Source organism: Halomonas sp. 72 (genome assembly GCF_052379785.1).
In the GTDB taxonomy this organism is placed as follows: Bacteria; Pseudomonadota; Gammaproteobacteria; order Pseudomonadales; family Halomonadaceae; genus Vreelandella; species Vreelandella citrativorans.
Window position 1 is genome coordinate 167,597 of record NZ_JBQSYY010000005.1, and the last position, 24,008, is coordinate 191,604.

A 24,008-nucleotide genomic window follows, 5' to 3' on the forward strand; every position below is an offset into this window, starting at 1 on the left:
CTACGATCAGTGTCGGTCATTTGCTGACAGTAACGAGCAACCCTCAGGCAATAAAACGTGCAGCGCCAACGGCACCACTTCAACGCAAAAACGATCATACTGACACATTTCGCCGTCCAGCGTTAAGGGCCAAGCAGGATCATCTTTCTGAGTTGTGACCGTCAGCTCAGTCGCTGTGAAATAGCGTACATACTGCCCATCAGAGGGAAAGCTCTGAAGCTCGCTAATCAGCGTCGGCAGTTCCGTTACGGAGCTAAAATCCTTCACCAGAAGAACATCCAAGCGGCCATCATCAAGCTTGGCACGTGGGGCGAGCACCTGTCCGCCGCCTGATTGCCGGCCATTACCTAACGCCAATAACAGCAGCGAGACATCCTGCTCTTTATCGCCCCAGTGAAGCGTGCCACGATAGCTGCGATGCCGCCAGGCTTTAAGCGCCCCCATTAAGGAGTATGCACCTCCGCCTAACAAGCGTTTCAGCGTCTTCGGTGTTGAAGAGGTAATTTCCGCCCCAAATCCGCCCGTGGTCATGTTGACGTAGTACTGAACGACGGTTTTATTATTAGCCTCAGCCGTTACTCGTACGACATCAACGGGGTATGCGCTTAGTGTCCTTGCCTGTGCCAGCGCAGGGCTTGGCTCCAACGGTAACCCCGTGGAGGTGGCAAAGTCGTTGGCACTGCCCAGCGGCACAACGCCCAAAGCGGGACGCTTATCATGAGCGACACGCATTAGCCCGTTAACCACTTCGTTAACAGTGCCATCGCCGCCGCAGGCGATGACATGGGTGATGCCCATATCACATGCCTGCTCGGCAAAGAGAGCGGCGTCACCGCCCTCCCATGTTGAGCGCACGGTAATCGGCATCCCTGCCTCACGCTGCTCTTCAACGGCTTCACGCAGTGCCGGGTTCCCGGCTGATTTACCATTTATAATCAGTAAAAAATGCGGTTGTGAGTCGTTCACCAATGGCTTCCCTTTCATGGTTGGAACGCTGGGAGTGCTTACGCCAGCGCTTTTTCAACTACTTCATATACGTTCGAAGATAGCGGCTCTTTTTTGATACGTTCCAACTGCGCATGCATTAAGGCCTGGCGCGCTTCGTCAAAACGCTGCCAGCGTGTTAGCGGGGTAACCAATCGCGCGGCAATTTCCGGGTTTAGTCGATTAAGCTCAATCACCACATCGGCAAGCAGCGCGTAACCCTTACCATCCAGGCGATGGAAATTAACCCGATTTTGCGTAAAAGCACCCACTAGCGCACGTACTTTGTTTGGGTTCTTGATTGAAAATGCCGGATGCTGCATCAAGAACTCGACACGCTCCAGCACATCAGGCTGAGGCCGCGTCACCTGAATCGTAAACCACTGATCCATAACCAGCGAATCATGCGCCCATTTTTCACCAAACGCTTTTAAAGCGGGTGACGACACGTCATCACGTTCGCTATGCACAAGCAGCGTTAGCGCATGGCTCACATCGGTCATATTGTGGTCAGCGGCAAACTGGGCCTGACAAAATGCAATCGCCTGCTCATCCTCAATCGACATCAAATAGCTAAGCGCTATGTTTTTAAGACTACGCTGGGCGATTTGCTCAGGCGTTGGCGCGTAAGCCTCCTCCGAGCGATTGGCTTCAAACGTGGCCACAAATTCATCGCGAAGTGCTAACGCCAATGATTGGCGCACAAACTCACGCGCCGCGTGAATCGCATCGACATCGACGATCGGCTGCTGCTCGGCAATGTAGGCTTCAGAAGGCAGGGTTAGCATCTCGGCCAGCACCGCCTTGTCAGACGTGGAGCTTGTCAGCAGCGCTCTAAAGGCTTCCGTAACGCGGCCATCCATGACTTTTTCAACGCCATTACGATGCGCCGCGATCAGATCGTCCAACGCCAGCATGGCCAAGCGCTGACCGGCATCCCAGCGGTTAAAACCATCACTATCATGGGTGAGCAAAAATGCCAGTTCTTCACGTGAATAGGGGAAATGTAGCTTCACTGGCGCCGAGAAGTCACGCAGCAGTGACGGTACTGGCGCCTCGGCGACATCGGTAAAGACAAAGGTCTGCTCGTTATCGCGTAAATGGATCACCGCATCCTTGCCCAGCACTTCCCCGGCCATGGTCAGCGTTAAGTCCTGACCAGATTTGGTTCCCACCAGCCCCATCCGCACAGGGATATGCAGCGGCTGCTTCTCGGTTTGGCCGGGCGTGGCAGGCGTGCGCTGCCGAAGCGTTAGCCTGTATTCACTATGTACATAGTCGTATTCACCGTGGACATCAATCTCTGGCGTACCTGCCTGCGCGTACCAGCGCATAAATTGATCAAGCGTTTGGCCCGACGCCTCTTCCATACAGCCAACAAAGTCTTCAATGGTGACCGCCTGACCATCAAAGCGCTCAAAGTAGGCATCGGCCCCTTGGCGGAAATTTTCCCACCCCACCAGGTTACACAGCATACGCACTACTTCTGCACCCTTTTCATAAATAGTCAGGGTGTAGAAATTGGTGATTTCAATGTAGTGGTCGGGGCGCACAGGATGCGCAGTGGGGCCTGCATCTTCTGCAAACTGCGCCGTACGGAAAAAAGACACATCTTGAATACGCTTAACCGGCGCCGAGTTGGTATCAGCGGAAAAACACTGGTCCCTAAAAACGGTAAAGCCTTCTTTCAGCGATAGCTGGAACCAGTCACGACAGGTCACTCGATTGCCGGACCAGTTATGAAAATATTCGTGGGCCACAATGCCTTCCACGTTTTGAAACGTGGCATCGGTGGCGGTATTGGGATGCGTCAGTACAGCGGCAGAGTTGAAAATATTCAGCCCCTTGTTCTCCATCGCTCCCATATTGAAATCGTTAACGGCCACGATCATAAACAGATCAAGGTCATATTCGCGGCCATAGGTCTGTTCATCCCACGCCATGGAACGTTTGAGCGAAGCCATGGCGTGTTCGGTTTTATCCAGATTTTCCTCTTCTACCCAAATTTGCAGCGTGACATCACGGCCGCTCATGGTAGAAAAGTGGTCTTCAACCTTGTGTAAATCACCCGCTACCAACGCAAACAGGTAGCACGGTTTAGGATGCGGATCTTCCCATTTCACGAAATGGCGACCGTTTTCCAATATACCGCTGTCCACGGGGTTGCCGTTGGCCAGCAAAACGGGTTCGTTGTTTTGATCACCAATGACCGTGACGGTGAAGGTGGCCATCACATCCGGGCGGTCTGGGTAGAACGTAATGCGCCGAAAACCTTCCGCTTCACACTGGGTACAGTACATACCACTCGACTGGTAAAGCCCTTCCAGAGCAGTGTTAGCACCAGGCGCAATTTCTACCTCACTTTCAAGGCTGAACGCTGCCGGCACCTGCATAATACGCAGGCTGCCCTCATCCAACTGGTAATCCGCTTCCGCTAGCGGTGTGCCATCAATGGCCAACGAGATCAGCGACAACTGCTCGCCATTCAGCACCAAGGGCGTTTGGGCGTCTACGTTTTCGTTACGTTCAATCAACAATCGTGCTTTTACACGGGTGGCAGCAGGGTCAAGATCAAACGTCAGCTCGGTATGGGTGACCTGGTAGGCGGGCGGCTGATAGTCGCTTAAATAAACCGGCTGCGGATCAGACATAGTGCGTTAGCTCCTGTAATAAACGATGGTTGCGAGTAGACAAAAGAGTGGCAAAAAATGGGGCAGCGCATAGACACCGCCCTACACGTGATAAGGCTTAATCGCGGAAATTATCAAACTGCAGAGGTAGTTCAGGCCCCTCTTCACCCCGTAAAAGCGCCATGACGCCTTGTAAGTCGTCACGTTTTTTCCCGGTCACGCGAACTTTTTCACCTTGAATTTGCGCTTGGACTTTAAGCTTACTCGCCTTGATACGCTTTACCACATCCTTGGCTTCTGCCGCATCAAGCCCCTGCTTCAAAACGACTTCCTGACGCGCCTTCACCCCGGAAAGCTCGGGGTCTTGAACATCCATGCAGCGCGCATCAATGCCTCTGGCAATTAACCGACCGCGCAGTACATCCAGCATCTGTTTGAGTTGAAAATCGACCTGGGCCTCTAACTGCACTTTTTCGCCTTCAAGGGCGAAGCTTGCGTCAACGCCTTTAAAATCAAAACGCGACTGCACTTCACGATTCGCCTGGTCAACGGCGTTAGACGCTTCGTGCTGATCAAATTCCGACACAATATCAAAAGAGGGCATGGCATTTTTCCTGGCAAGTTATGAAGGGTTATTTTAGAGCAGTAAGCTGCCTATCGGCCAATTCTGTTATTGATTAGCCACAAAAACCTCGATTCCTTCGGAAAAGCTTAACAACTGTATAAATTTTATTCACATTTAAGCCATCATCACGGCATTGCAAGCTCTATATGGCGTAGGCTAGAAATCTTCATGCAGCCTTTTAAGAGGAAAGTGACGGTGAAAGACCGCGATACACGCCATAAAGCGTCGATGGAAAAACTCAAAGCCCGCGTGGATGAAAAAGTAGCCAGCGCCACAGAACAACGCGGACTGCTGCTGGTGAATACCGGGAATGGTAAAGGCAAGACCACGGCCGCCTGGGGCACCGTCACCCGTGCGTTGGGCTATGGCTATCACGTGGGGGTTATTCAGTTTATTAAAGGCTTATGGGAGTGTGGCGAACGCAACCGTTTGGAAGATGACCCTAATCTTGACATAGCAATTATGGCGACGGGCTTTACCTGGGACACCCAAAACCGTGAGGCCGACACTCAAGCCTGCCTGGCCGTTTGGAAAGAGGCTGAGCGCATGCTGGCTGACCCAAACACTTACCTGATCGTGCTGGATGAAATTACCTACATGCTCAAGTTTGGCTACCTGGATATCGCCACCGTTAAAGCGGCGCTTGAAAATCGCCCCAGCGAGCAGACGGTAATTATTACGGGGCGTAATGCGCACCGTGAACTGATAGCCATGGCGGATACCGTCACCGAAATGCAGGAAGTTCGCCACGCCTTTAATAATGGCCTACAGGCACGTCGCGGCATTGATTTTTAATCAATATTTACCAAAAAGGGGCGCCAAGGCACCCCTTCTCATACACCCGGCGATATTCTCAGCGAGTGTTATTCGACGACAGCGGATTATTCGCCGTCAAACGGATTGCGCAGTACGATGGTTTCAACACGGTCTGGCCCCGTTGAAATAATATCAATACTGGTGCCCACCTGCTCTTCCAGGAAACTGATGTAAGCGCGGGCGTTAGCCGGTAAGTCGTCGACGTTTTTAGCACCCAGCGTCGACTCTTTCCAGCCTGGTAAATCCTGATAAAGCGGCTCTATGGCTTCGTAGCCTTCAGAATCAACCGGGTTGTCCAGCACGTCACCATCTTTACTGCGATAGCCCACGCACACCCGAATATTTTCCAGACCATCGAGCACGTCAAGCTTGGTCAGGCAGATGCCGGATATGGAGTTAATTTGTACCGCATGACGCAGGGCCACAGCATCAAACCAACCGCAACGGCGTGGACGACCCGTGGTGGCGCCAAACTCGTGGCCACGCTCAGCCAGGTGACGGCCATGGTCGTCGAACAGCTCAGTGGGGAACGGCCCTGAACCCACGCGCGTGGTATACGCTTTGGTAATACCCAGCACATAATCCAGGTAAAGCGGGCCGACACCAGAACCCGTGGCCGTGCCGCCAGCCGTGGTGTTGGAGCTGGTAACAAACGGGTACGTGCCGTGGTCGATATCCAGTAGCGAGCCTTGGGCGCCCTCAAACAGAATATTCTCACCCGCCTTGCGCAGGTCGTGAACCATGCTCACGGTATCGCATACCATCGGACGAAGCTCATCGGCCATTTGCATGGCGCTATCCAGCACTTCCTGGAAGTCGACGGCGGGTTCACCGTGGTAGTTAACCAATACGAAGTTGTGGTAATCCAGCACTTCGCCCAGCTTGGAGGCAAACCGCTCCCGATGAAGCATATCGCCCAAGCGCAAGCCACGGCGTGCCACTTTATCTTCGTAAGCCGGACCAATGCCTCGACCCGTTGTGCCAATCTTGGCAACGCCACGGGCTTTTTCGCGGGCCTGATCAAGGCGCACGTGGTAAGGCAAAATCAGCGGGCAGGCAGGTGAAAGGCGCAGGCGCTCACGCACCGGTACACCTTTATCTTCAAGCTCGCGGATCTCTTTGATCAGCGCTTCAGGCGAAAGCACCACACCGTTGCCGATTACGCAGGTTTTACCCGGACGCAGGACACCCGACGGAATGAGATGAAGCACCGTTTTTTCACCGTCGATTACCAGCGTGTGGCCCGCATTATGGCCACCCTGGAAACGCACTACCGCCGCCGCTGACTCGGTGAGCAGGTCAACAATCTTGCCTTTGCCTTCATCACCCCATTGGGTGCCCAGGACTACGACATTCTTACCCATTATGCACTCGTCTCTTGTGTCAGGGCCGTTGTCTGCCAACAGCCATCGATAAACTCAAGACGGCGGTCACACTTGTGCTCCGCCGGCCCAGTACGCTGCCCAGGCAGCGCTTGAATAACGCGTTCTCCCTGCTCTCGCAGTGCAACTATGGCAGCGTTGAGAGACTCTTCCTCTTGGGCAGGCGCCCAAATGGCGCCGTTGCCTGGCGATGCCAAGGCCAATGATGCCAGCTGCTTTAAATCCATCGAAAAGCCAGTAGCCGGACGTGCACGCCCAAAGGCGCGCCCCGTATCATCATAGCGGCCACCCTTTGCAAGCGCATGGCCGTAACCTGGCACATAAGCGGCAAACATCATGCCTGTGTGGTATTGATACCCACGCAACTCGGCAAGATCAAAATAGAGCGACACGTCAAAGCGAGCCAACACGCCCTGATACAGCGCACTTAACTGATCAAGCGCGGCGGTTACAGAGGCCGGAGCACCTGCAAAGCGCTCGCGTGCTTGCTCAAGTATACTGGCGTCGCCGTGCAACTCACCTAGCGCCATAAACATATCAGCCAGTACCGGGTCGCTGACGCTTGCGTTAACTTGCTCCGCCAATTGTCCCGGCGACTTGAGTGCCAGTGCCTCAAACAGCGTGCTCTCCTGCTCATTATTAAGCGCGGCAGCGTCTACCAAACTACGGTAAATGCCGATATGCCCAAGAGCCAGATGTATTTCACCTGCGCCTGCGGCTTTTAAACTGGCGAGCGCCAAATGAATGATTTCACTATCGGCCTCTAACCCAGCATGGCCAAACAGTTCGACGCCGACCTGAACAGGGCTGCGTCCACCCTGATGCTGATCAGCTTTAGCGCGCAGTACGTTCGTGCAGTAGCACAGCCGAACGGGCCCTTGGCGTTTGAGCGAGTGGGCATCCATACGCGCCACCTGCGGCGTAACATCTGCCGAGGCGCCCATCATACGGCCGGTTAATTGGTCTGTTAGCTTAAAGGTTTGCAGATCAAGGTCGGTACCGGTACCGGTCAACAAGGAGTCTAGAAACTCCACCGGTGGTGGCATGACCTGGTCATAGCCCCAGCAATGATAAAGATCAAGCAGCGCGCGGCGCAGCTCTTCCATGCGGCTTGCCTGAGGCGGTAGCACCTCATCCATGCCGTCGGGCAACAGCCAGCGGTCAGCGATGGTCATGTAAACAATCCTGCAAGACGATGAAGGCCCTGGAGTCGATGAATACGCGCTTGACGCATTAACGTTAAATGAGGGCCACAAAAAAACCGGGCGACGCCCGGTTCAATTAAGTCTACCACGTTTGCTCAAGGGATGAACCCCGCCATGCGTTCTGCTTCATGGCAAAATTCACCCCTATACCAACTTACTCTTCTCCGCCTGCTTGCCCGTTAGGATTAGCACTGCGCAGGTAACGGAAAAAGTCGCTGCTGGGGTCTAATACCAGCATATCACCGTCGCCCGAGAAGCTATCGCGGTAAGCATTCAAGCTACGCCAAAAGGAGAAAAACTCCTGATCCTGGCCATACGCTTCAGAAAAGATACTGGCTGCCTGAGCATCACCTTCACCGCGCAGCGTCTCTGCACGCTCATTTGCCTGAGCGATAAGTACGTGGCGACGACGGTCAGCATTAGCGCGAATACGCTCCGCTTCTTCCTGTCCCTGGGCACGCCATTCGCGGGCTTCGCGCTCACGCTCAGAGCGCATCCGCTCAAAGACTGCCGCTGACACGTCTTCAGGTAAATCAATACGCTTGATGCGAATATCGCGGATAGCGACACCCAGCTCATCACGCATCAGGCTATCCAGCTCTTCGGTAGGGCCAATCATCAGGTCATCACGGCGCTCGGCAATGATTTCCTGCAGATTAAGACGGCCAAACTCGTTACGTAAGCTCTCGTCAACACGTGGCTGAATAAGGCGGATCGCCATCATTTCATCGCCTGCCGTTGCCTCGTAGTAGCGGGTAGGATTAACCACCTGCCATTTAACGTAGGAGTCGACGATAACTGCTTTTTGCTCAAGCGTCAGATAACGACTGGTATCGGTATCCAGCGTCAGCAGGCGCGTATCAAACTTACGGATCGTTTGAGCAACCGGTATTTTGACATGCAGGCCAGGCTGAATATTCTCTTCAATAACCTCACCAAAGCGCAGTTTTACGGCACGCTGTGTCTCATCAACAACATACAGCGAATTACTTGCCAACCACGCGACAACAGCCAAGCCACCAACGATCAGCAGGGATCGATTATTAATCATTTACCGGCCCTCCCTGCGAATAGAGCTACTACTTGAAGATGAAGAATTCGTCGTTTGGCTTCCACGTAAACTTTCTACAACACGCGGATCCAACTCCTCACTGCCTGAGCCACTGTCATTAGCGCTTGATGCGCTATTGCTGCGCCCACTATTGCCACGCATTTGATCAAGCGGCAGATACATTAGCGGTGCATTTTCGCTTACATCCATGAGTACCTTGGGTGTACCGCCATAGACGCTTTCAAGCGTATCCAGGTACATCCGCTCACGCATTACCTCTGGCGCATTTTGGTACTCTGTTAACAAGGCATTGAAGCGATTCGCTTGACCCTGAGCTTCAGCCACTACCGACTCACGATACCCTTGGCCTTGCTCAACCACGCGTTGGGCTTGACCCTGAGCGGCCGGGATAATGGCGTTAGCGTAAGCCATGCCTTCGTTAATGGTACGCTGGCGGTCTTCGCGAGCACGAATTACATCATCGAATGCGCCGATAACCGGCGCAGGTGCGGAAGTCGACTCAATGTTAATGGTTTGTAAACGGATACCCGCTCCATACGCATCAAGATAGGACTGCAAGCGGCTAGCGACCGAGCTGCCCAGGATTTCACGTCCTGAGGTCAGGATATCGATCATGTCTGTGCCACCTACAACGTGACGCAAAGCAGAATCAAGCGCATTTTCCATGGACAGTGCAGGATCACGCACATTGAGAACAAAATCTTGCGGATTTGCGACCTGGTACTGCGCCGATATTTCCACTTCCACGATGTTTTCATCGCGCGTCAGCATCGCCTGGGTTTGTGACACAGAGCGAACGCGCGTGACATTTACCATGCGGACATCGTCAATCAATGGCGGATTCCAGTGAAGACCCGGCCCAACAACGCTCTGGTACTCACCAAAACGTAACACAACGCCACGCTCAGACTGATCCACCAGATAGAAGCCGGAGGCTGCCCAAATCGCTAGCGCAACCACAACTAAAAGGCCCGGCAATGCAAGCGTATTACGTGGCTTACCACCACCGCTTCCACTGTTCCGCTTGTTTCCGTTGCCTTTTTTACTGCCGCCGCCCAGCATGCCGTTCAGCTTGTCTTGAAACTTCTTGAGCGCTTCATCAAGGTCAGGAGGGCCTTGGTTATTACCCCCATTATTCCCGCCCCGATTACCGCCGTCGTTGCCACCACGGTTATCACCGTCGTTGCCACCCCGTCGACCACCACCACTCCATGGGTCGTGCTGGTTGCCACCACCAGGCTCATTCCAGGCCATACTTCGTCTCCACTAAGGTGCTCATCTGCGCATGGCATGCCTTCGGCAAGCTCCATGCGCTTTATTGAAATTATTGCTATATCAAACTGTTATTACCATCCCTTACACGAGTAGAAAAGCAAGGACCTACCACTCGTCAACTTCACGCAATGCTACAGGCAAATAGGTGTTAGCACGCTCACCCAGCTGCGCCATTAATTGGTTAAAGTCGCGACGCGGTAGTCGAACATCCAATACAGAGCGCCCCTGCTCATCAAATGCTTCCTGACGCACGGCGTTTAGCTCATGAAGTCCTGCCCGCAGCTTGCCCTGTTCTGGCGTCAGTGTCAGCGAAAATCCGATGACATCGCCAGCCAAGCGCTCAGTAAGCGCTTCATGAAGTAGCTCAAGACCTTGGCCTTGTTGAGCAGACAACCACACCACTTCAGGCACGCCATGCCCATCACGCTCAATACGCGGCGCGCTATCAAGCTTGTCGATTTTATTCATTACCTTGAGAACCGGCACACTATCGGCGCCAATCTCTTTCAATACGTGCTCTACCTGGTCAACGTTTAGCTCGCGATCAGGATCGGCTGCATCAATCACATGCACAAGCAAGGTGGCTTCCGCTGCCTCCTGAAGCGTCGCCTGGAACGCCTCAACAAGCTTATGGGGCAAATGCCGGATAAACCCTACTGTATCCGCCATCACCACCGGGCCCACGTCTTCGATCTCAAGGCGCCTCAGTGTCGGGTCCAGTGTTGCAAACAATTGGTCAGCGGCATACACATCGGCATTGGTTAACGTATTAAACAGCGTCGATTTGCCTGCGTTGGTATACCCGACCAGCGACACACTGTGGATTTCCGCACGTGCACGGGCGCGGCGGTTCTGCTCACGCTGGCTACGCACTTTATCCAATCGCTTATTGATGGACTTAATACGCCCTCTTAATAAACGGCGGTCGGTTTCCAGCTGCGTTTCGCCGGGCCCACGCAAGCCAATCCCGCCTTTTTGGCGCTCAAGGTGCGTCCACCCACGCACAAGGCGAGTAGACATATACTCTAGCTGAGCAAGCTCGACCTGCAGCTTACCCTCATGGGTTCGTGCCCGTTGCGCAAAAATATCGAGAATCAGACCCGTACGGTCAAGGACTCGGCACTTGAGTTCTTTCTCAAGGTTGCGCTGCTGGGAAGGACTTAAACTATGATTGAAGATCACCAGCTCCGCCTCATGAGCCGCGAGCATCGCTCGCAACTCTTCCAGCTTTCCCGAACCCACAAAGGTTCGTGAATCAGGGCGCTGACGACTAGCGGTGAGCAGCGTCGCGGGCTCTGCACCTGCAGAGCGCACGAGCTCTAAGAACTCACCCGGGTCTTCACGTGCTTGTTCGTCATGAAAATCAACGTGGACAAGAACTGCCGTTTCACCGGCTTCTGGGCGTTCAAAAAACAATCAATACCTCGAGGACTCTATTGCTCATCCAGCGGTGTTAAATATCCGCATCAGGCGCGGCCGGGTCTTGTGCCGGCAAACGCACATTACGCGAAGGCACCACCGTGGAAATAGCATGTTTATAAACCATCTGACTAACGGTGTTACGCAGCAGAATAACAAACTGGTCAAACGATTCGATCTGGCCTTGAAGCTTAATGCCATTTACCAAAAAGATGGAGACCGGAATGCGCTCTTTGCGCAAAATATTCAAGTAAGGATCTTGAAGGGACTGCCCTTTGGACATGTTGCTCTCCCTAAACTGTCGTTGGGGTTGGTTGTTAAATGGCGTGCCCTACTGGTGCTACGCCGCAATCTATTTGCCCGAAAGGCCCGTGTGGTTGAAAAGCGCCCTTCGGCTACTCAAAAACACACGCTCACGAAACCACTATCTTACGCTAAGCACCGCTTTCACGCACGAATTTCAGCGTCTTATCCACCACGTCCAACTGCTGCGAATCAATCCAGGTAAGATTAGACCAGCTTCTTAACCAGGTTAGCTGACGCTTGGCGAGCTGGCGAGTAGCAATTACGCCGCGCTCCTTTAAGACAGCATAGTCGTACTCACCGTTCAGATACTCCCACACCTGACGATAACCCACGCTTTTCATGGCGGGCAGCTCCAGATGCAGGTCACTACGCTTTTTGAGGGCGGCCACCTCATCTATCAAGCCCTCCTCAAGCATAGCGGCAAAACGTTTTTCAATACGTGCGTGTAAAACACGTCTGTCGTCTGGCGCCAACGCAATGGATAGCACGCGCCAAGGGAAAGGCGCTGGCTGCTGCTCACCCCACAGTTCACTCATTGAGCGCCCACTGGCGTAATAAACTTCGAGTGCGCGCATTAAGCGTTGAGGATCATTGGGATGGATGCGCTGCGCCGACACAGGATCCACATCCATCAGTTTTTTATGCAGCGACTCCAGGCCTTCTCTTTCACGCTGTTTGGCTAGCTGCTCGCGAATAGCGGGGTCCGCCGCAGGCATATTTGCGACCCCTTCAACCAGGCGCTTGTAGTACAGCATGGTGCCGCCCACGAGCAGTGGCACCTTTCCCGCTGCGCTGATTTGCCGCATCTCACTAAGCGCATCTTCTCGAAAATCAGCGGCTGAATAGGGCTCTGCCGGATCACGCAGATCTATTAACCGATGGGGTGCACGGGCAAGCTCAGCAGCACTGGGCTTAGCACTACCAATATTCATACCGCGGTAGACCATTGCGGAATCAACGCTGATTAGCTCATGCCCTAGCCGCTCGTGCAGCGCGATTGCCGTATCGGTTTTTCCGGCCGCTGTGGGACCCATTAAAAAAATCGCCCAAGGGCGTGTATCAGCCATACCGTGGCAAACTCCGCCAAAAAATAACAGGGATTAATTCAGCCAGCCGCCACTTGGCAACATCTGGCAGCACCACTACTGTCCGCGCAAAAACAACCGATCAAGCGCTTTTAGGTTCATTTGTGTCCAGGTAGGCCGACCATGATTACACTGATCGCTACGCTCGGTGCGTTCCATATCGCGCAGCAGTCCATTCATCTCTTCAATAGTTAGCCGTCGATTCGCACGCACGCTACCGTGGCATGCCATGGTGGAAAGCAGCTCATGAATACGTGTTTCTACCTGATGGGTGCGCCCAAAACGGGCAAGCTCTTCAAGCATTTCGCGCACCAGTGCTTCCGGGTCAGCCTGGGCCAAAAGCGCAGGCAACTGGCGCACCAGCAGCGTTTCTGGCCCTGCAACATCCAGCTCAATCCCCAATTGAGAAATGGCTTTCTGTTCGCTTTCTGCCGTTGCCACTTCCGTGCGGCTGGCAGCAAGCGACACGGGCACCAACAGCGGCTGTGTATCAATGCCACTAGCGGCTGCCAGCTGATTTTTCATCCGCTCGTAGACAATGCGCTCATGGGCGGCGTGCATATCCACCAGCACGAGCCCTTGGGCATTTTGCGCAAGAATATAAATCCCATGCAGTTGCCCCAAGGCAAAGCCTAGCGGCGGCGCACTGGTCGGGTCACTTTCAGGCATTACCGCAGGTGCTTCGCGCACCTCGCTAACAGACTCGTGACCGCCAGCCCATGCACCCGGCGGCTGCGGCGTAAGCAGCGTATCCTCATGATTAGGGTGCAAGGCCTGATAGCCCTGCATAAAGCGGCGTACTTTTTCAGCCCCCGGGTGACGGTCAGGCGCTTGAGAAAGCGCCATGCCTTGCTGCTGCCACCGGGTAGAATCGGTCTGCTCAGGTTCGGCAGTGGCACCATTCACGCCTTCTGCTGAATGCTCCGAGGCATCACTGGCATCGCCATCACTTTCTTGCGCTGGCTTAGACGTCGCCAGGCAGTGGTGCAGACTTGAGTAGAGAAAATCATGCACCATGCGCCCATCACGAAAGCGCACTTCATGCTTGGTGGGATGAACATTCACGTCGACCACATCAGGGTCCAGTGTCAGGTAGAGTACAAACACAGGATGGCGGCCGTTATAGAGCACGTCCCGGTAGGCCTGGCGCACGGCATGGGCCACCAGGCGGTCACGCACCACACGCCCGTTAACAAAAAAGTACTGCTGATCGGCCTGAGAGCGTGAGTGTGTGGGCAAGCCCACCCAACCGCTTAGGCGCAGACCACCAGCTTCGCGCTCAATATAGCGTGCATGCTCAATAAAATTCTTACCCAGCAGCGAGGCGATACGCCGCTCCTGAGCCACCGCCGTATGCCCAGCAGGTAGCTGGTGGACTACCTTCTGGTTATGACGGAGCACCCAGGTGATGTCGTAACGCGACAGTGCCTGACGCCGAAAGGCCTCTTCCACGTGGGCAAACTCGGTCTTTTCAGTACGTAAGAACTTGCGCCGCGCAGGCGTATTAAAGAACAAATCACGCACCGCAACGCTGGTGCCTCGCGGGTGTGGTGCAGGCGTTACTCGCGCCTCCATCCCTCGCCCTTCGGCCACCACTCGCCAGCCGGTTCGCGGGTCTTCTTCCGCATTGGACACAAGCTCCAACCGAGAGACAGAGCTTATTGAGGCCAGCGCCTCGCCACGAAACCCCAGAGAACCGACGCCCTCCAGGTCCTCAAGGCTTCCGATTTTACTGGTGGCATGACGTGCAAGCGCCAGCGGCAAGTCCTGCTCACTAATACCGATGCCGTCATCGCGTACTTTAATTAATCGCGCACCGCCCTGTTCGATCTCAACCTCAATGCGCTGACTTCCCGCATCAATGGCATTTTCCACCAACTCCTTGGTTACCGACGATGGACGTTCGACAACCTCCCCCGCGGCGATTTGGTTGGCCAAGCGGGGGTCGATTACATGAATACGTGATGGCAAAGAACTCGACTCGGACACCAGACACCTCAAGAGTTGGGAATACGTAATACTTGGCCCACGCGAATAACGTCGCCATTCAAATCATTAGCTTGGCGCAGCTGGCCCACTGGCACACCGTGGCGCAGCGCAATCGAAGAGAGCGTATCGCCTGACTGAATACGGTACTCATTCCCCGTAGGCTGGCGATGATTATCGCGCTGCCAGGCAAGCAGGCTCGCCGGTGGCGGGTTACGTTCAAAATGCGCGTTTAACCCGGAAAAAATCGCATCCGCAAGCCCCTGCTGATGAACGGGATCACGCAGTCGACGCTCTTCACTGGGGTTGGAAATAAAGCCAACCTCAACCAATAGCGAAGGAATATCAGGCGATTTAAGTACCATAAAGCCGGCCTGCTCAACGCGGGATTTGTGCAACCGATTAATCCGCCCCAACTGCTCAAGTACCTGCCCGCCAATAGACAGCGAATCGTTCAGCGTGGCGGTCATGGTTAAATCAAGCAAAACGCCGCGGAGCACTTGATCCTTATCACGCAGCGAAAGGTTGCCATCCACCCCTCCAATCAGGTCAGCGCGGTTTTCGCTGTCGGCAAGCCACTGGGCTGTTTCTGACGTAGCGCCACGCTGCGAAAGCGCGTATACCGAGCTGCCCTCGGGGCGCGGACTGTTAAATGCATCGGCGTGAACCGACACAAAGAAATCGGCCTTTTGCTCACGGGCAAGCTGGGTACGTTGCCGCAAGCCTATGTAATAATCACCATCACGAATAAGCACCGCTTTATAGCCCGGCGTGGCATTGATTTTGGCAGCCAACCGACGCCCGATATCCAGCACGACGTCTTTTTCTCGCGTACCGCCAGGGCCAATAGCACCCGGATCTTCACCACCGTGACCAGCATCAACGGCAATAATAACATCGCGTTGGGGGTGCGGCTGGGCGGGCTGAACTTCGGCCGGCTCAGGGCTTTGCGTTCCAGGCGACGCTTGGCTATCCGGCAATTGAGCCTGAACATCGTTTCGCTGCGCCAGCATTTCCTGATCACGAATCATCGCTTCTATCGGATCAATCGGGTTTTCAACGGCACTCTCGCCGGGATACTCAAGGTCTACCACCAAGCGGTGACCATATTGGTCATTAGGCGGCAACACAAAGTGGCGCGGTTCCACTAAGCGATTGAGTTCCAGCACCACGCGCAAACCGCCCCCATCCCGCGGCCCGGTCCGCACAACCTCAATCGCGCTGCCATCTAGCGGCAATGTGGAGGCATCCGTTTTTAGCTGGCTCTCCTCCAAATCAATCACCAGGCGCTCGGGGTCCGACAGGGAAAAAACATTCGCCTGAGTGACGCCGGAAAGATCAAATACCAGCCGCGCGTGGTCGGGGGCGGCCCATAACCGCATGCTTTCAACATCAGCGGCCTGTACAGAAGAAACGCTCGCCATTAGCGCCATCAGCCCAGGCATGAGATACCGGGCCAGGCCGGTGAATTCGTTGCTAGTTACCATGAAGTGGCACCGTCTTCTGACTGCTTAAACGATTGTCTTGACTGCAGCCCATTAAGGACGCACTCACCGTACTCACTGAGTGCGTTCAACGTCGCCTCGCGCCCTGCACCCGCTACCGTAAGTGATAAGAAAATATCGGGAGCTGGCAGCCATCCCTCGCCGCGACTTGGCCACTCAACAATACATAGAGCGTCGTCCGCCAGCACATCACGACCGCCGATAAACTCAAGCTCCTCAGGGTCAGATAAACGATAGAGATCTAAATGATAAATGCGCTGTGTGCCCAGCTCATAAGGCTCCACGAGGGTATAGGTAGGGCTTTTGACTGCCCCCAGATGCCCATAGGCCCTTAAAACTCCACGTGTTAATGTCGTTTTACCGGCGCCCAGGTCACCTTCCAGGTAAACACGCCCACGCCCCTGCAATGCACTTCCCAGCGCTTCACCAAAAGCGACCTGCGCTTCTTCATTTTCCAATTGCACCTGCATGTGGGCTGCCTTCACGGGTTGATCAATACTCGCGCATAGGATGCCAGATCACTTGCCAGCAAGCCACGTTCTCCTTGTGCCTGTGCGGCGCTGTCGGCGGCTAGCGCATGCACCATAACGCCTAACCAGGCGCTACTCTCTATCTCTGCTCGCTGGGCGACCAAGGCGCCGAGCATACCGCTGAGCACGTCACCCATTCCACCACTGGCCATACCGGGGTTTCCGTAAGGACATACGACCAAGCCACCGGGCCCGGCAATCAAGCTCCCCGAGCCTTTTAGAACAACAACGCCTCCTCGTCTACGCTGTAGCTCACGCGCAGCGGCAGGCCGGTCAGCCTGCACATCGGTGACGCTACACTCAAGCAGCCGGGCAGCTTCGCCAGGGTGCGGCGTTAATATCCAGTTATCACGGCGCTCGCTCGGCCAGTGGCTGGCGAGTAAATTAAGCCCATCGGCATCGACGACCAGCGGAGAGCCCGATGCCAGCGCGTGCTGCAACACAGCCTGCCCCCAAGCGGCCTGTCCCATCCCCGGCCCCACCACCATTACATCGGCTTTTTGCGGCAGTTCGTTTAAATCGGCGCCGCCGCGTACACCGTGCGCCATTACTTCCGGGCAACGCATCAAACTAGCGCTGATGTGCTCTGGCGCGGTAGCCAGGCTTACTTTGCCAGCGCCTAAGCGTACCGCCGCTTGGGAAGCCAGCAGCGCTGCACCACCAAACCCCGGAGCACCGCCCAAGACCAGCACATGCCCCATATCGCCTTTATGGCTGGTACGGGAGCGCGGCGCAAAGGCGTCTGTTAACCAGCCTTCGTCCAGCCGCCACGCACAAGGAGGAATATCAAAAAAGGCCTGCGCTTTAACGCCCAGGGGGCGAAAATCAATCTCCCCCGTATAGGCAGGCGCTTCGCCGGTATGTAGCCCTATCTTGTCGCCAATGAACGTGACGGTAGTATTGGCGTGAACAGCATCACCAAGGACCGCGCCCGTATCCGCGGCTAACCCAGAGGGTATATCGATCGCCAGCACGGGACATTTAGCGGCGTTGATTGCCTTAATCGCCTGTTGCGTTGCCCCTGTCACCTTGCCGGTAAGGCCAATACCGACCAGAGCATCAACAATCACTTCGCCCGAGAACACACAATCGGCGTGCCACGCTTCGCAGGCAACACCGGCAGAGGTTGCAAGCTCGGCAGCCCTGGCGACATCACCTTTCAGAGCATCCAACGGCTTTAGCGTAATACGCTGCACTTTAAGCCCTGACTGAATGGCAAGCGCTGCCAGCACATGACCATCGCCAGCGTTATTTCCCCCACCACACAACACCGTTACGCTACGCGCATGGGGCCAGCGCGCGCGAAAGCTATGCCAGGCACTGGACGCTGCTCGCTGCATTAGGGCAAACCCTTCGATACCACCGGCAATGGTACGGCGGTCCAGCTCACGTACCTGCTCCGCTTTGAATAGCGGGCGCAGCGAGGAAGTACTTAAGGTGGACACGATATCTCCTTTCGCATGTTGTGATGGCGACCAATTGCGTTAGCATAGCGCGACTAATGCTCGACCGTAGACTGATAATGCCCTGTTCCACTGCTTCTTCACTTTCAAGCCATACCATGACCACTGAACAACTGGCCCATCTTGCTGACCTCATCAAAATCTGGGGCCGCGAGCTGGGCTTTCAGCAGGTAGGTATTACCGATACGCAGCTCGATACGCATGAGCAGCATCTCAACGCATGGCTTGAGAAAGGTTATCACGGTGAGATGAGCTTTATGGACAAGCACGGCACCAAACGTACACGCCCGGCCGAGCTTGAACCGGGCACGCTGCGGATCATCAGCGTGCGTATGGATTATTTACCTCCCGAAGTTGAAACGACTCGGCTGCTGGGGCAGCCGCAAAAAGCCTATGTATCACGCTATGCATTGGGCCGTGACTACCACAAGCTAATACGTAAGCGCTTGGCTCAGCTGGGTAAAAAAATCGAACAGGAAGTAGGTCCTTTTGGCTACCGTGCCTTTGTCGATTCTGCCCCGGTAATGGAGCGCGCCCTGGCGCAAAAGGCAGGCCTTGGCTGGTTCGGTAAAAACGCCATGCTGCTCAACCCAAAAGCAGGCTCACTGTTCTTTTTGGGTGAGCTTTATACCGACCTGCCCCTCCCCGTTGACCCGCCCTACGAGCGTGAGCATTGCGGCAGCTGCGATGCTTGTCAGACCGCCTGCCCAACAGGGGCGATTGTTGACGACAAAGTGGTGGATTCGCGCAAGTGCATCTCCTATTTAACGATTGAGCTACACGGAGCGATCCCGGTTGAGTTTCGCCGCGCCATGGGCAACCGCGTATATGGCTGCGACGACTGCCAACTGGTATGTCCGTTCACACGCTTCACCCGCGTGAGTAACGAGCAAGATTTTGCCCCCCGCCACGACCTGGACCGCGCCTCCCTGCTCAGCCTGTTTGGCTGGAGCGAAGAGGCATTTTTGGACAAAACCGCCGGCAGCCCCATTCGACGTATCGGCTACGAACGCTGGCTACGCAATATTGCCATTGGCCTGGGCAACGCACCGTGGAGCGAGGCGGTTGAAGCCGCGCTGTGGGCACGGCGCGCTTACCCCAGCGCTCTGGTACGTGAACACGTTGCCTGGGCGCTTGATGAACAGCGCCTCAAGCGCGATGCACGCATTGCGACAAGCTAACGTTCAACCGAGGCTTACTCTTCTTCGTCCTGCCCGCCTGCCACGCGCAAAAAGGTATTGCGGTAGTGGGCAAGCTCAGCAATCGACTCTTTGATATCGTCCATTGCCAAGTGCACGTTGCGCTTGCTAAAGCCTGCCAGCGCGCCCGGGTTCCAGCGCTTGGCAAGCTCCTTAACGCTTGAGACATCCAGGTTACGGTAGTGGAAAAAACGCCACAGCGCTGGCATCTCACGCTCCAAAAAGCGTCGGTCCTGATGGATGCTATTACCACACATGGGCGACGAGCCTGCCACCACGTACTGGCGCAAAAATTCCAGTGTCTGCTGTTCGGCACTGGCCGTATCGTTCTGGCTGGCTTTTACGCGCGCGACCAAGCCGGACTCGCCGTGGGTCTTCTGGTTCCAGTCATCCATTTGTGCCAACAGACTATCAGGCTGCTTAACAGCAATTACCGGGCCTTCCGCCACGACGTTTAAATCCGCATCGGTAACGAGCGTTGCCACTTCGATAATGCGCTCTTTATCAGGATCAAGGCCGGTCATTTCCAGGTCGATCCAGACCAGCAGATCACTGCGAGGTTCATTACTATTGCTCATGCTTTTCTCCAGGATAGCCAACGGGTCGAGTTACCCGGCGCCAGTTAACAGGTACACTATCCTCCATTGTACCGAGCATCGGGTGGTCATGAGCAAACGTAAATTAAGCCGCCAGCAGCAGTGGCGAGTCGACAAAGTCCAGGCAGAGCGTGCTAGCCGCGCTGAAAAGCGTGATGTACGCGACGCAGAAAAGTTGGCGGCAGGCGAATACGGCGCCGAACAGCCCGGCCGGGTGATGGCGCATTTCGGGCGAACGCTGGAAGTACGTAATGCCGAGGGCACACCGGTACGCTGCCATCTACGTGCTAATCTGGACGGCATGGTGACCGGTGACCGAGTAATCTGGCGGGCAGGCCAGGAGGGCTCCGGCGTTGTTGTGGCCCGCGAAGAGCGCGACAGCGTGCTCAAGCGCCCTGACGCGCGTGGCCAGCTCAAGCCGGTCGCCGCCAACATCGACCAGATTTTAATCGTTTTTGCCGTTGAGCCGGCGCCGCACCCTAATTTGATTGACCGTTATCTGGTCGCCGCTGAAGCCACCGCTATCGCGCCTGTTCTGGTACTCAACAAAATCGACCTGCTGCCAGACGATGGCGGCGAGCTTGGCAAGCTACTAGAGCGCTACCGTGCGCTAGGCTACCCGGTGGTGCGCACCACGACGGCCAATGAAGAAGGGCTTGCCCCTTTACGCCAGCAACTTGAGGGTCGCACCTCGGTGTTTGTGGGCCAAAGCGGCGTGGGTAAATCATCGCTAATTGACCTGCTGTTGCCCGATGAGTCATTGCGTATCGGCGCGCTTTCCGAAGACTCGCGTAAGGGCACGCACACCACGACTACCGCACGGCTCTATACCATGAACCGCGATGAAGTCACCGATGGCGAGCTGATCGACTCTCCCGGCATTCGGGAATTTGGCTTGATTCATTTGACCGAACAGGACGTGACCGACGGCTTTATCGAGTTCCGCCCTTTCCTGGGCTACTGCCGTTTTCGTGATTGCCGTCATCGGGAGGAGCCTGGCTGCGCTTTACTTGAAGCGGTTGAGGAAGGCAAGATTCACCCGGAACGTTTTGCCAGCTATCGCCGGATTCTCGATAGTTTAGACGCTTGATTTTAAAGGAGCTAACCATGAGCACCGAGCACCCATCGTCAGAGTCAAATCTTCTACCGCTGATCGTTGAGCCAGAACAGTTACAGAGCCACCTGGGTCAACCAGCGCTTTTGATCATTGATGTGCCGGTGAATCCGGATAACTACCGCCAGGGGCATGTGCCGGGCGCGGTATATCTGGATTTTCGCTATCTGATGCGCGGCGAAGGCCCGGTGCCCAATGACGTTCCCGATGTAGGCTTCTTATCGCAACTATTCAGCGCATTGGGGCTTACTCGCGACACCCACGTTGTAGCCTATGATGACGAAGGCGGCGGCTGGGCAGCACGCCTTTTATGGACGCTGGAGCTGATTGGCCACACCCGCTACTCCTATTTAAATGGCGGCATTCATGCCTGGCGTGATGCCGGTATGCCCGAAAGCACGGAGCAAACCCGTCCCTCGCCTAGCGAATACCATGCACAAATTTTAAACCCGCAGGCGCTCATCACCTGTGATGAGATTAAAGCCAAGCTGGGTGACAAGCAGTTTGCAGTTTGGGATGCGCGCTCCAAGGGCGAATATGACGGCGAGCAAGGCAATAATAAGCATCTTGGCCACATTCCAGGTGCGGTCAATATGGATTGGCTAAACGCCATGGACCGGACCCGCGCCCTGCGTATTCGCGACTACGCCGAGCTTATAACCGAGCTTGGGGCCATGGGCCTAACGCCCGATATGGAAGTAGCCACCCACTGCCAGAGCCACCACCGCAGCAGCTTTACCTGGCTGGTGGGTAAAGCGCTAGGGTTTAATATACGCGGCTATGCGGGCTCCTGGGGCGAATGGGGCAACCGCGACGATACGCCGATCGAAAAGTAACGTAACCGGCTTGGCTGGCACGACGTTTAACCACTGCTAAAAGTAATTAATGTGACGCTACCTCAAAAAGCTTTCTCGTTACTCCAGTACCCGCTTCCTCATCATGCTATCTCGCGTCTGACCGGCACGTTTGCGCAGAGCGAGGCGCCTTGGCTGAAAAACATGCTGATCAAGGCCTTTATCAAGCGGTTTAACGTCGACATGAGCCAGGCACTTGAGCCGGACCCTACGGCATACACCAATTTTAACGCGTTCTTTACCCGCGCTCTAAAAGCGGATGCTCGTCCATTGGGGCAAGGCATTTTAAGCCCGGCCGATGGCTCGCTTTCGCGCCATGGCCGCTTGCAGGCGGGCCAGCTGGTTCAAGCCAAGGGCCACACCTATTCGGCGCAGTCGTTACTGGGCGGGGATGCCGCGCTTGCAGAAGAGTTTATGGGCGGCAGTTTCGCGACCGTTTATCTCTCGCCACGCGACTATCACCGTGTACATATGCCCATGACCGGCACGCTGCGGGAAATGATTTATGTGCCTGGGCGAATTTTCTCGGTGAATAAAGCCACCGCGAGCTACGTGCCGAACCTGTTTGCACGCAACGAACGCCTGGTATGCATTTTTGATTCAGAGCACGGCCCATTTGCCATGGTATTGGTCGGCGCGATGGTGGTTGCCGCCATTGAAACCGTGTGGTCTGGGCAAGTTACACCGCTGGCGGGCGTGCCTCAACGCACACGTTTTGACAACACCATCACCCTTGAGCGCGGCGAGGAAATGGGGCTATTCAAACTCGGCTCTACCGTTGTGATGTGTTTTGCCAAGCCGGTTACGTTTAGCAATCCAGCAACGCGTGAGGATTATCGGCCAGAAACCATGGTGCAAATGGGCCAAACCCTCGGTGATTTTCCGCCAGCCCCGCCTATCGCTTAGCGTTAGCAATTAGGCGTCGAAAAGGTGAGCACGTCTTCAAGGCGTGCTTTACCCAATGCCAATTGAATTAAACGATCAATTCCCAGCGCTACGCCCGCACATTCGGGCATGCCATGCTCAAGCGCTGCCAGCAAACGCTCATCAACATCGACCTCGGGTAGCCCCAGACGTCGCCGTTCAGCGTTATCGTCACTAAAGCGAGTGCGCTGCTCAGCGGCATCGGTTAGCTCGTGATACCCATTGGCCAGCTCAATACCGTTCAGGTAAAGCTCAAAACGTGATGCGACCCACTCTCCATCCACATCCTGGTGCCGGCGAGCAAGCGCCGCCTGGCTGGCGGGATAGTCCGTGACCACGCTTAATTCGTTCTGGCCCAACGTGGGCTCAATCACCATGCTCATCAAAAGGTCGAGGCAGGTATCGCGGCCTTCGTTCACCAACGCCCCGGTAGGCATCCGGCCTCGTTCAGCGGCCAGCGCGCGTAGCTTATCAAGTGACGTTGTGAAGGGGTCAACAGCCAAGCAAGTATGGAAAAGCTCGCGATAACGATAGTGCACTACCGGCCCGGCAAAAGCAGGTAACAGCGTGGCCACCAGCGTGGCGGTCTCGTCGATCAGTTCGCCAAGCGACAACCCTGGCCGGTACCATTCAAGCATCGTGAATTCGATGTTGTGGCGCGAACCCACTTCACCATCACGAAAACTTCGCGCCAGCTGAAAAATGGGCCCACTGCCTGCGGCCACTAAACGCTTCATATGAAATTCAGGTGAGGTTTGCAGCCATAACCGTCGCTGACCTTTATCAGTGCGCGCTTGAGTCGCAAGTGACACCAGGTGCACATCGGTACTTCCACCCTGCCCAAGCACAGGCGTTTCAACTTCCAGCACGTCACGTTGGGAAAAAAATGCTCGTACTTTTGAAAGCAGACGTGCTCGCTCGCGCAGCGTTTCAATTTGCGCATTTGGTCGCCACTCAATGGCCATCACCGCTCCTTGAATAAAATAAAGCCACGCAAATGCGTGGCTCTAAGGTAGTACAAATGCCGCCAAGTGCGTA

21 protein-coding genes are annotated in these 24,008 nt (G+C 55.2%); 5 read left to right on the forward strand and 16 right to left on the reverse strand.

Annotated elements, in window-relative coordinates; translation table 11 throughout:
- Positions 1 to 6: 6 nt before the first annotated feature.
- The 3 genes from yegS to ACT3T6_RS07645 all read right to left on the reverse strand — a co-directional run bounded on the left by yegS (position 7) and on the right by ACT3T6_RS07645 (position 4,218).
- The gene (yegS, locus tag ACT3T6_RS07635; RefSeq protein WP_193053826.1) at positions 7 to 966 is read right to left on the reverse strand and encodes a lipid kinase YegS; all 960 of its coding nucleotides are present in this window, start codon (positions 964 to 966) and stop codon (positions 7 to 9) included.
- A gap of 38 nt (positions 967 to 1,004) precedes the next feature.
- Positions 1,005 to 3,635 (reverse strand): aminopeptidase N, encoded by a 2,631-nt coding sequence (gene pepN, locus ACT3T6_RS07640; protein WP_193053827.1) that lies wholly within the window; start codon positions 3,633 to 3,635, stop codon positions 1,005 to 1,007.
- A gap of 97 nt (positions 3,636 to 3,732) precedes the next feature.
- Positions 3,733 to 4,218 (reverse strand): YajQ family cyclic di-GMP-binding protein, encoded by a 486-nt coding sequence (locus ACT3T6_RS07645; protein ID WP_172116287.1) that lies wholly within the window; start codon positions 4,216 to 4,218, stop codon positions 3,733 to 3,735.
- 216 nt (positions 4,219 to 4,434) lie between these two features.
- On the opposite strand from ACT3T6_RS07645, the gene cobO reads away from it, so the two are divergent.
- Positions 4,435 to 5,034 carry a cob(I)yrinic acid a,c-diamide adenosyltransferase gene (gene cobO, locus ACT3T6_RS07650; RefSeq protein WP_193053828.1) on the forward strand — a complete coding sequence of 200 codons (600 nt, stop codon included), beginning with the start codon at positions 4,435 to 4,437 and terminating at the stop codon, positions 5,032 to 5,034.
- Between the two features lie 86 nt (positions 5,035 to 5,120).
- Here the strand turns inward: cobO and ACT3T6_RS07655 are convergent, their stop codons facing one another.
- The 11 genes from ACT3T6_RS07655 to ACT3T6_RS07705 all read right to left on the reverse strand — a co-directional run bounded on the left by ACT3T6_RS07655 (position 5,121) and on the right by ACT3T6_RS07705 (position 18,265).
- On the reverse strand, positions 5,121 to 6,419 hold the full coding sequence (locus ACT3T6_RS07655; RefSeq protein WP_193053829.1) for an adenylosuccinate synthase: 1,299 nt from the start codon (positions 6,417 to 6,419) through the stop codon (positions 5,121 to 5,123).
- Complete coding sequence (locus tag ACT3T6_RS07660) at positions 6,419 to 7,612, reverse strand: ATP phosphoribosyltransferase regulatory subunit (protein ID WP_172116284.1); 1,194 nt, start codon at positions 7,610 to 7,612, stop codon at positions 6,419 to 6,421. Before ACT3T6_RS07660 ends, ACT3T6_RS07655 begins: the two co-directional genes overlap by 1 nt.
- Before the next feature lie 184 nt (positions 7,613 to 7,796).
- Positions 7,797 to 8,693, reverse strand: a complete 897-nt coding sequence (gene hflC / locus ACT3T6_RS07665) for a protease modulator HflC (RefSeq protein ID WP_172116283.1) — start codon at positions 8,691 to 8,693, stop codon at positions 7,797 to 7,799.
- Positions 8,694 to 9,968: an FtsH protease activity modulator HflK gene (gene hflK, locus ACT3T6_RS07670; protein WP_193053830.1), complete on the reverse strand. Its 1,275-nt coding sequence runs from the start codon at positions 9,966 to 9,968 to the stop codon at positions 8,694 to 8,696.
- A gap of 126 nt (positions 9,969 to 10,094) precedes the next feature.
- On the reverse strand, positions 10,095 to 11,405 hold the full coding sequence (hflX, locus tag ACT3T6_RS07675; RefSeq protein WP_172116281.1) for a ribosome rescue GTPase HflX: 1,311 nt from the start codon (positions 11,403 to 11,405) through the stop codon (positions 10,095 to 10,097).
- Positions 11,406 to 11,442: 37 nt separating this feature from the next.
- Positions 11,443 to 11,691 carry an RNA chaperone Hfq gene (gene hfq, locus ACT3T6_RS07680; RefSeq protein WP_009099947.1) on the reverse strand — a complete coding sequence of 83 codons (249 nt, stop codon included), beginning with the start codon at positions 11,689 to 11,691 and terminating at the stop codon, positions 11,443 to 11,445.
- Between the two features lie 151 nt (positions 11,692 to 11,842).
- Positions 11,843 to 12,781 (reverse strand): tRNA (adenosine(37)-N6)-dimethylallyltransferase MiaA, encoded by a 939-nt coding sequence (gene miaA, locus ACT3T6_RS07685; protein ID WP_192526308.1) that lies wholly within the window; start codon positions 12,779 to 12,781, stop codon positions 11,843 to 11,845.
- 75 nt (positions 12,782 to 12,856) lie between these two features.
- Complete coding sequence (gene mutL / locus ACT3T6_RS07690; RefSeq protein WP_193053831.1) at positions 12,857 to 14,788, reverse strand: DNA mismatch repair endonuclease MutL; 1,932 nt, start codon at positions 14,786 to 14,788, stop codon at positions 12,857 to 12,859.
- 8 nt (positions 14,789 to 14,796) lie between these two features.
- Positions 14,797 to 16,272 (reverse strand): N-acetylmuramoyl-L-alanine amidase, encoded by a 1,476-nt coding sequence (locus ACT3T6_RS07695; RefSeq protein ID WP_172116278.1) that lies wholly within the window; start codon positions 16,270 to 16,272, stop codon positions 14,797 to 14,799.
- Entirely contained in the window at positions 16,266 to 16,760 is a 495-nt protein-coding gene (tsaE, locus tag ACT3T6_RS07700) for a tRNA (adenosine(37)-N6)-threonylcarbamoyltransferase complex ATPase subunit type 1 TsaE (RefSeq protein ID WP_172116277.1), read from the reverse strand. The genes ACT3T6_RS07695 and tsaE overlap by 7 nt, the downstream gene beginning before the upstream one ends.
- An 11-nt stretch (positions 16,761 to 16,771) precedes the next feature.
- On the reverse strand, positions 16,772 to 18,265 hold the full coding sequence (locus ACT3T6_RS07705) for an NAD(P)H-hydrate dehydratase (RefSeq protein ID WP_172116276.1): 1,494 nt from the start codon (positions 18,263 to 18,265) through the stop codon (positions 16,772 to 16,774).
- A gap of 116 nt (positions 18,266 to 18,381) precedes the next feature.
- Between ACT3T6_RS07705 and queG the strand changes: the two genes are divergently transcribed.
- On the forward strand, positions 18,382 to 19,464 hold the full coding sequence (gene queG / locus ACT3T6_RS07710) for a tRNA epoxyqueuosine(34) reductase QueG (protein WP_172116275.1): 1,083 nt from the start codon (positions 18,382 to 18,384) through the stop codon (positions 19,462 to 19,464).
- A gap of 14 nt (positions 19,465 to 19,478) precedes the next feature.
- On the opposite strand, the gene orn is transcribed toward queG, so the two are convergent.
- Positions 19,479 to 20,060 carry an oligoribonuclease gene (gene orn / locus ACT3T6_RS07715; protein ID WP_172116274.1) on the reverse strand — a complete coding sequence of 194 codons (582 nt, stop codon included), beginning with the start codon at positions 20,058 to 20,060 and terminating at the stop codon, positions 19,479 to 19,481.
- A gap of 88 nt (positions 20,061 to 20,148) precedes the next feature.
- On the opposite strand from orn, the gene rsgA reads away from it, so the two are divergent.
- Genes rsgA through asd form a run of 3 tightly spaced genes read left to right on the forward strand, consistent with a single transcriptional unit; the run spans position 20,149 to position 22,952 of the window.
- Positions 20,149 to 21,168 (forward strand): small ribosomal subunit biogenesis GTPase RsgA, encoded by a 1,020-nt coding sequence (gene rsgA / locus ACT3T6_RS07720; RefSeq protein ID WP_172116273.1) that lies wholly within the window; start codon positions 20,149 to 20,151, stop codon positions 21,166 to 21,168.
- Positions 21,169 to 21,185: 17 nt separating this feature from the next.
- Complete coding sequence (locus tag ACT3T6_RS07725) at positions 21,186 to 22,028, forward strand: sulfurtransferase (RefSeq protein WP_193053832.1); 843 nt, start codon at positions 21,186 to 21,188, stop codon at positions 22,026 to 22,028.
- Positions 22,029 to 22,079: 51 nt separating this feature from the next.
- A complete protein-coding gene (asd, locus tag ACT3T6_RS07730) occupies positions 22,080 to 22,952 on the forward strand; it encodes an archaetidylserine decarboxylase (protein ID WP_193053833.1) in 873 nt (290 codons plus the stop codon).
- 2 nt (positions 22,953 to 22,954) lie between these two features.
- Here the strand turns inward: asd and epmA are convergent, their stop codons facing one another.
- Positions 22,955 to 23,935, reverse strand: coding sequence for an EF-P lysine aminoacylase EpmA (gene epmA, locus ACT3T6_RS07735; protein ID WP_193053834.1), 981 nt, complete (start codon positions 23,933 to 23,935; stop codon positions 22,955 to 22,957).
- Positions 23,936 to 24,008 lie beyond the last annotated feature (73 nt).

Bases quoted from the DNA above. Each gene is read 5' to 3' on its own strand.
- pepN (WP_193053827.1), bottom strand. From the start codon at position 3,635: ATGTCTGATCCGCAGCCGGTTTATTTAAGCGACTATCAGCCGCCCGCC.
- ACT3T6_RS07645 (WP_172116287.1), bottom strand. From the start codon at position 4,218: ATGCCCTCTTTTGATATTGTGTCGGAATTTGATCAGCACGAAGCGTCT.
- ACT3T6_RS07655 (WP_193053829.1), bottom strand. From the start codon at position 6,419: ATGGGTAAGAATGTCGTAGTCCTGGGCACCCAATGGGGTGATGAAGGC.
- ACT3T6_RS07660 (WP_172116284.1), bottom strand. From the start codon at position 7,612: ATGACCATCGCTGACCGCTGGCTGTTGCCCGACGGCATGGATGAGGTG.
- hflC (WP_172116283.1), bottom strand. From the start codon at position 8,693: ATGATTAATAATCGATCCCTGCTGATCGTTGGTGGCTTGGCTGTTGTC.
- hflK (WP_193053830.1), bottom strand. From the start codon at position 9,968: ATGGCCTGGAATGAGCCTGGTGGTGGCAACCAGCACGACCCATGGAGT.
- hfq (WP_009099947.1), bottom strand. From the start codon at position 11,691: ATGTCCAAAGGGCAGTCCCTTCAAGATCCTTACTTGAATATTTTGCGC.
- miaA (WP_192526308.1), bottom strand. From the start codon at position 12,781: ATGGCTGATACACGCCCTTGGGCGATTTTTTTAATGGGTCCCACAGCG.
- ACT3T6_RS07695 (WP_172116278.1), bottom strand. From the start codon at position 16,272: ATGGTAACTAGCAACGAATTCACCGGCCTGGCCCGGTATCTCATGCCT.
- tsaE (WP_172116277.1), bottom strand. From the start codon at position 16,760: ATGCAGGTGCAATTGGAAAATGAAGAAGCGCAGGTCGCTTTTGGTGAA.
- queG (WP_172116275.1), top strand. From the start codon at position 18,382: ATGACCACTGAACAACTGGCCCATCTTGCTGACCTCATCAAAATCTGG.
- orn (WP_172116274.1), bottom strand. From the start codon at position 20,060: ATGAGCAATAGTAATGAACCTCGCAGTGATCTGCTGGTCTGGATCGAC.
- rsgA (WP_172116273.1), top strand. From the start codon at position 20,149: ATGAGCAAACGTAAATTAAGCCGCCAGCAGCAGTGGCGAGTCGACAAA.
- ACT3T6_RS07725 (WP_193053832.1), top strand. From the start codon at position 21,186: ATGAGCACCGAGCACCCATCGTCAGAGTCAAATCTTCTACCGCTGATC.
- epmA (WP_193053834.1), bottom strand. From the start codon at position 23,935: ATGGCCATTGAGTGGCGACCAAATGCGCAAATTGAAACGCTGCGCGAG.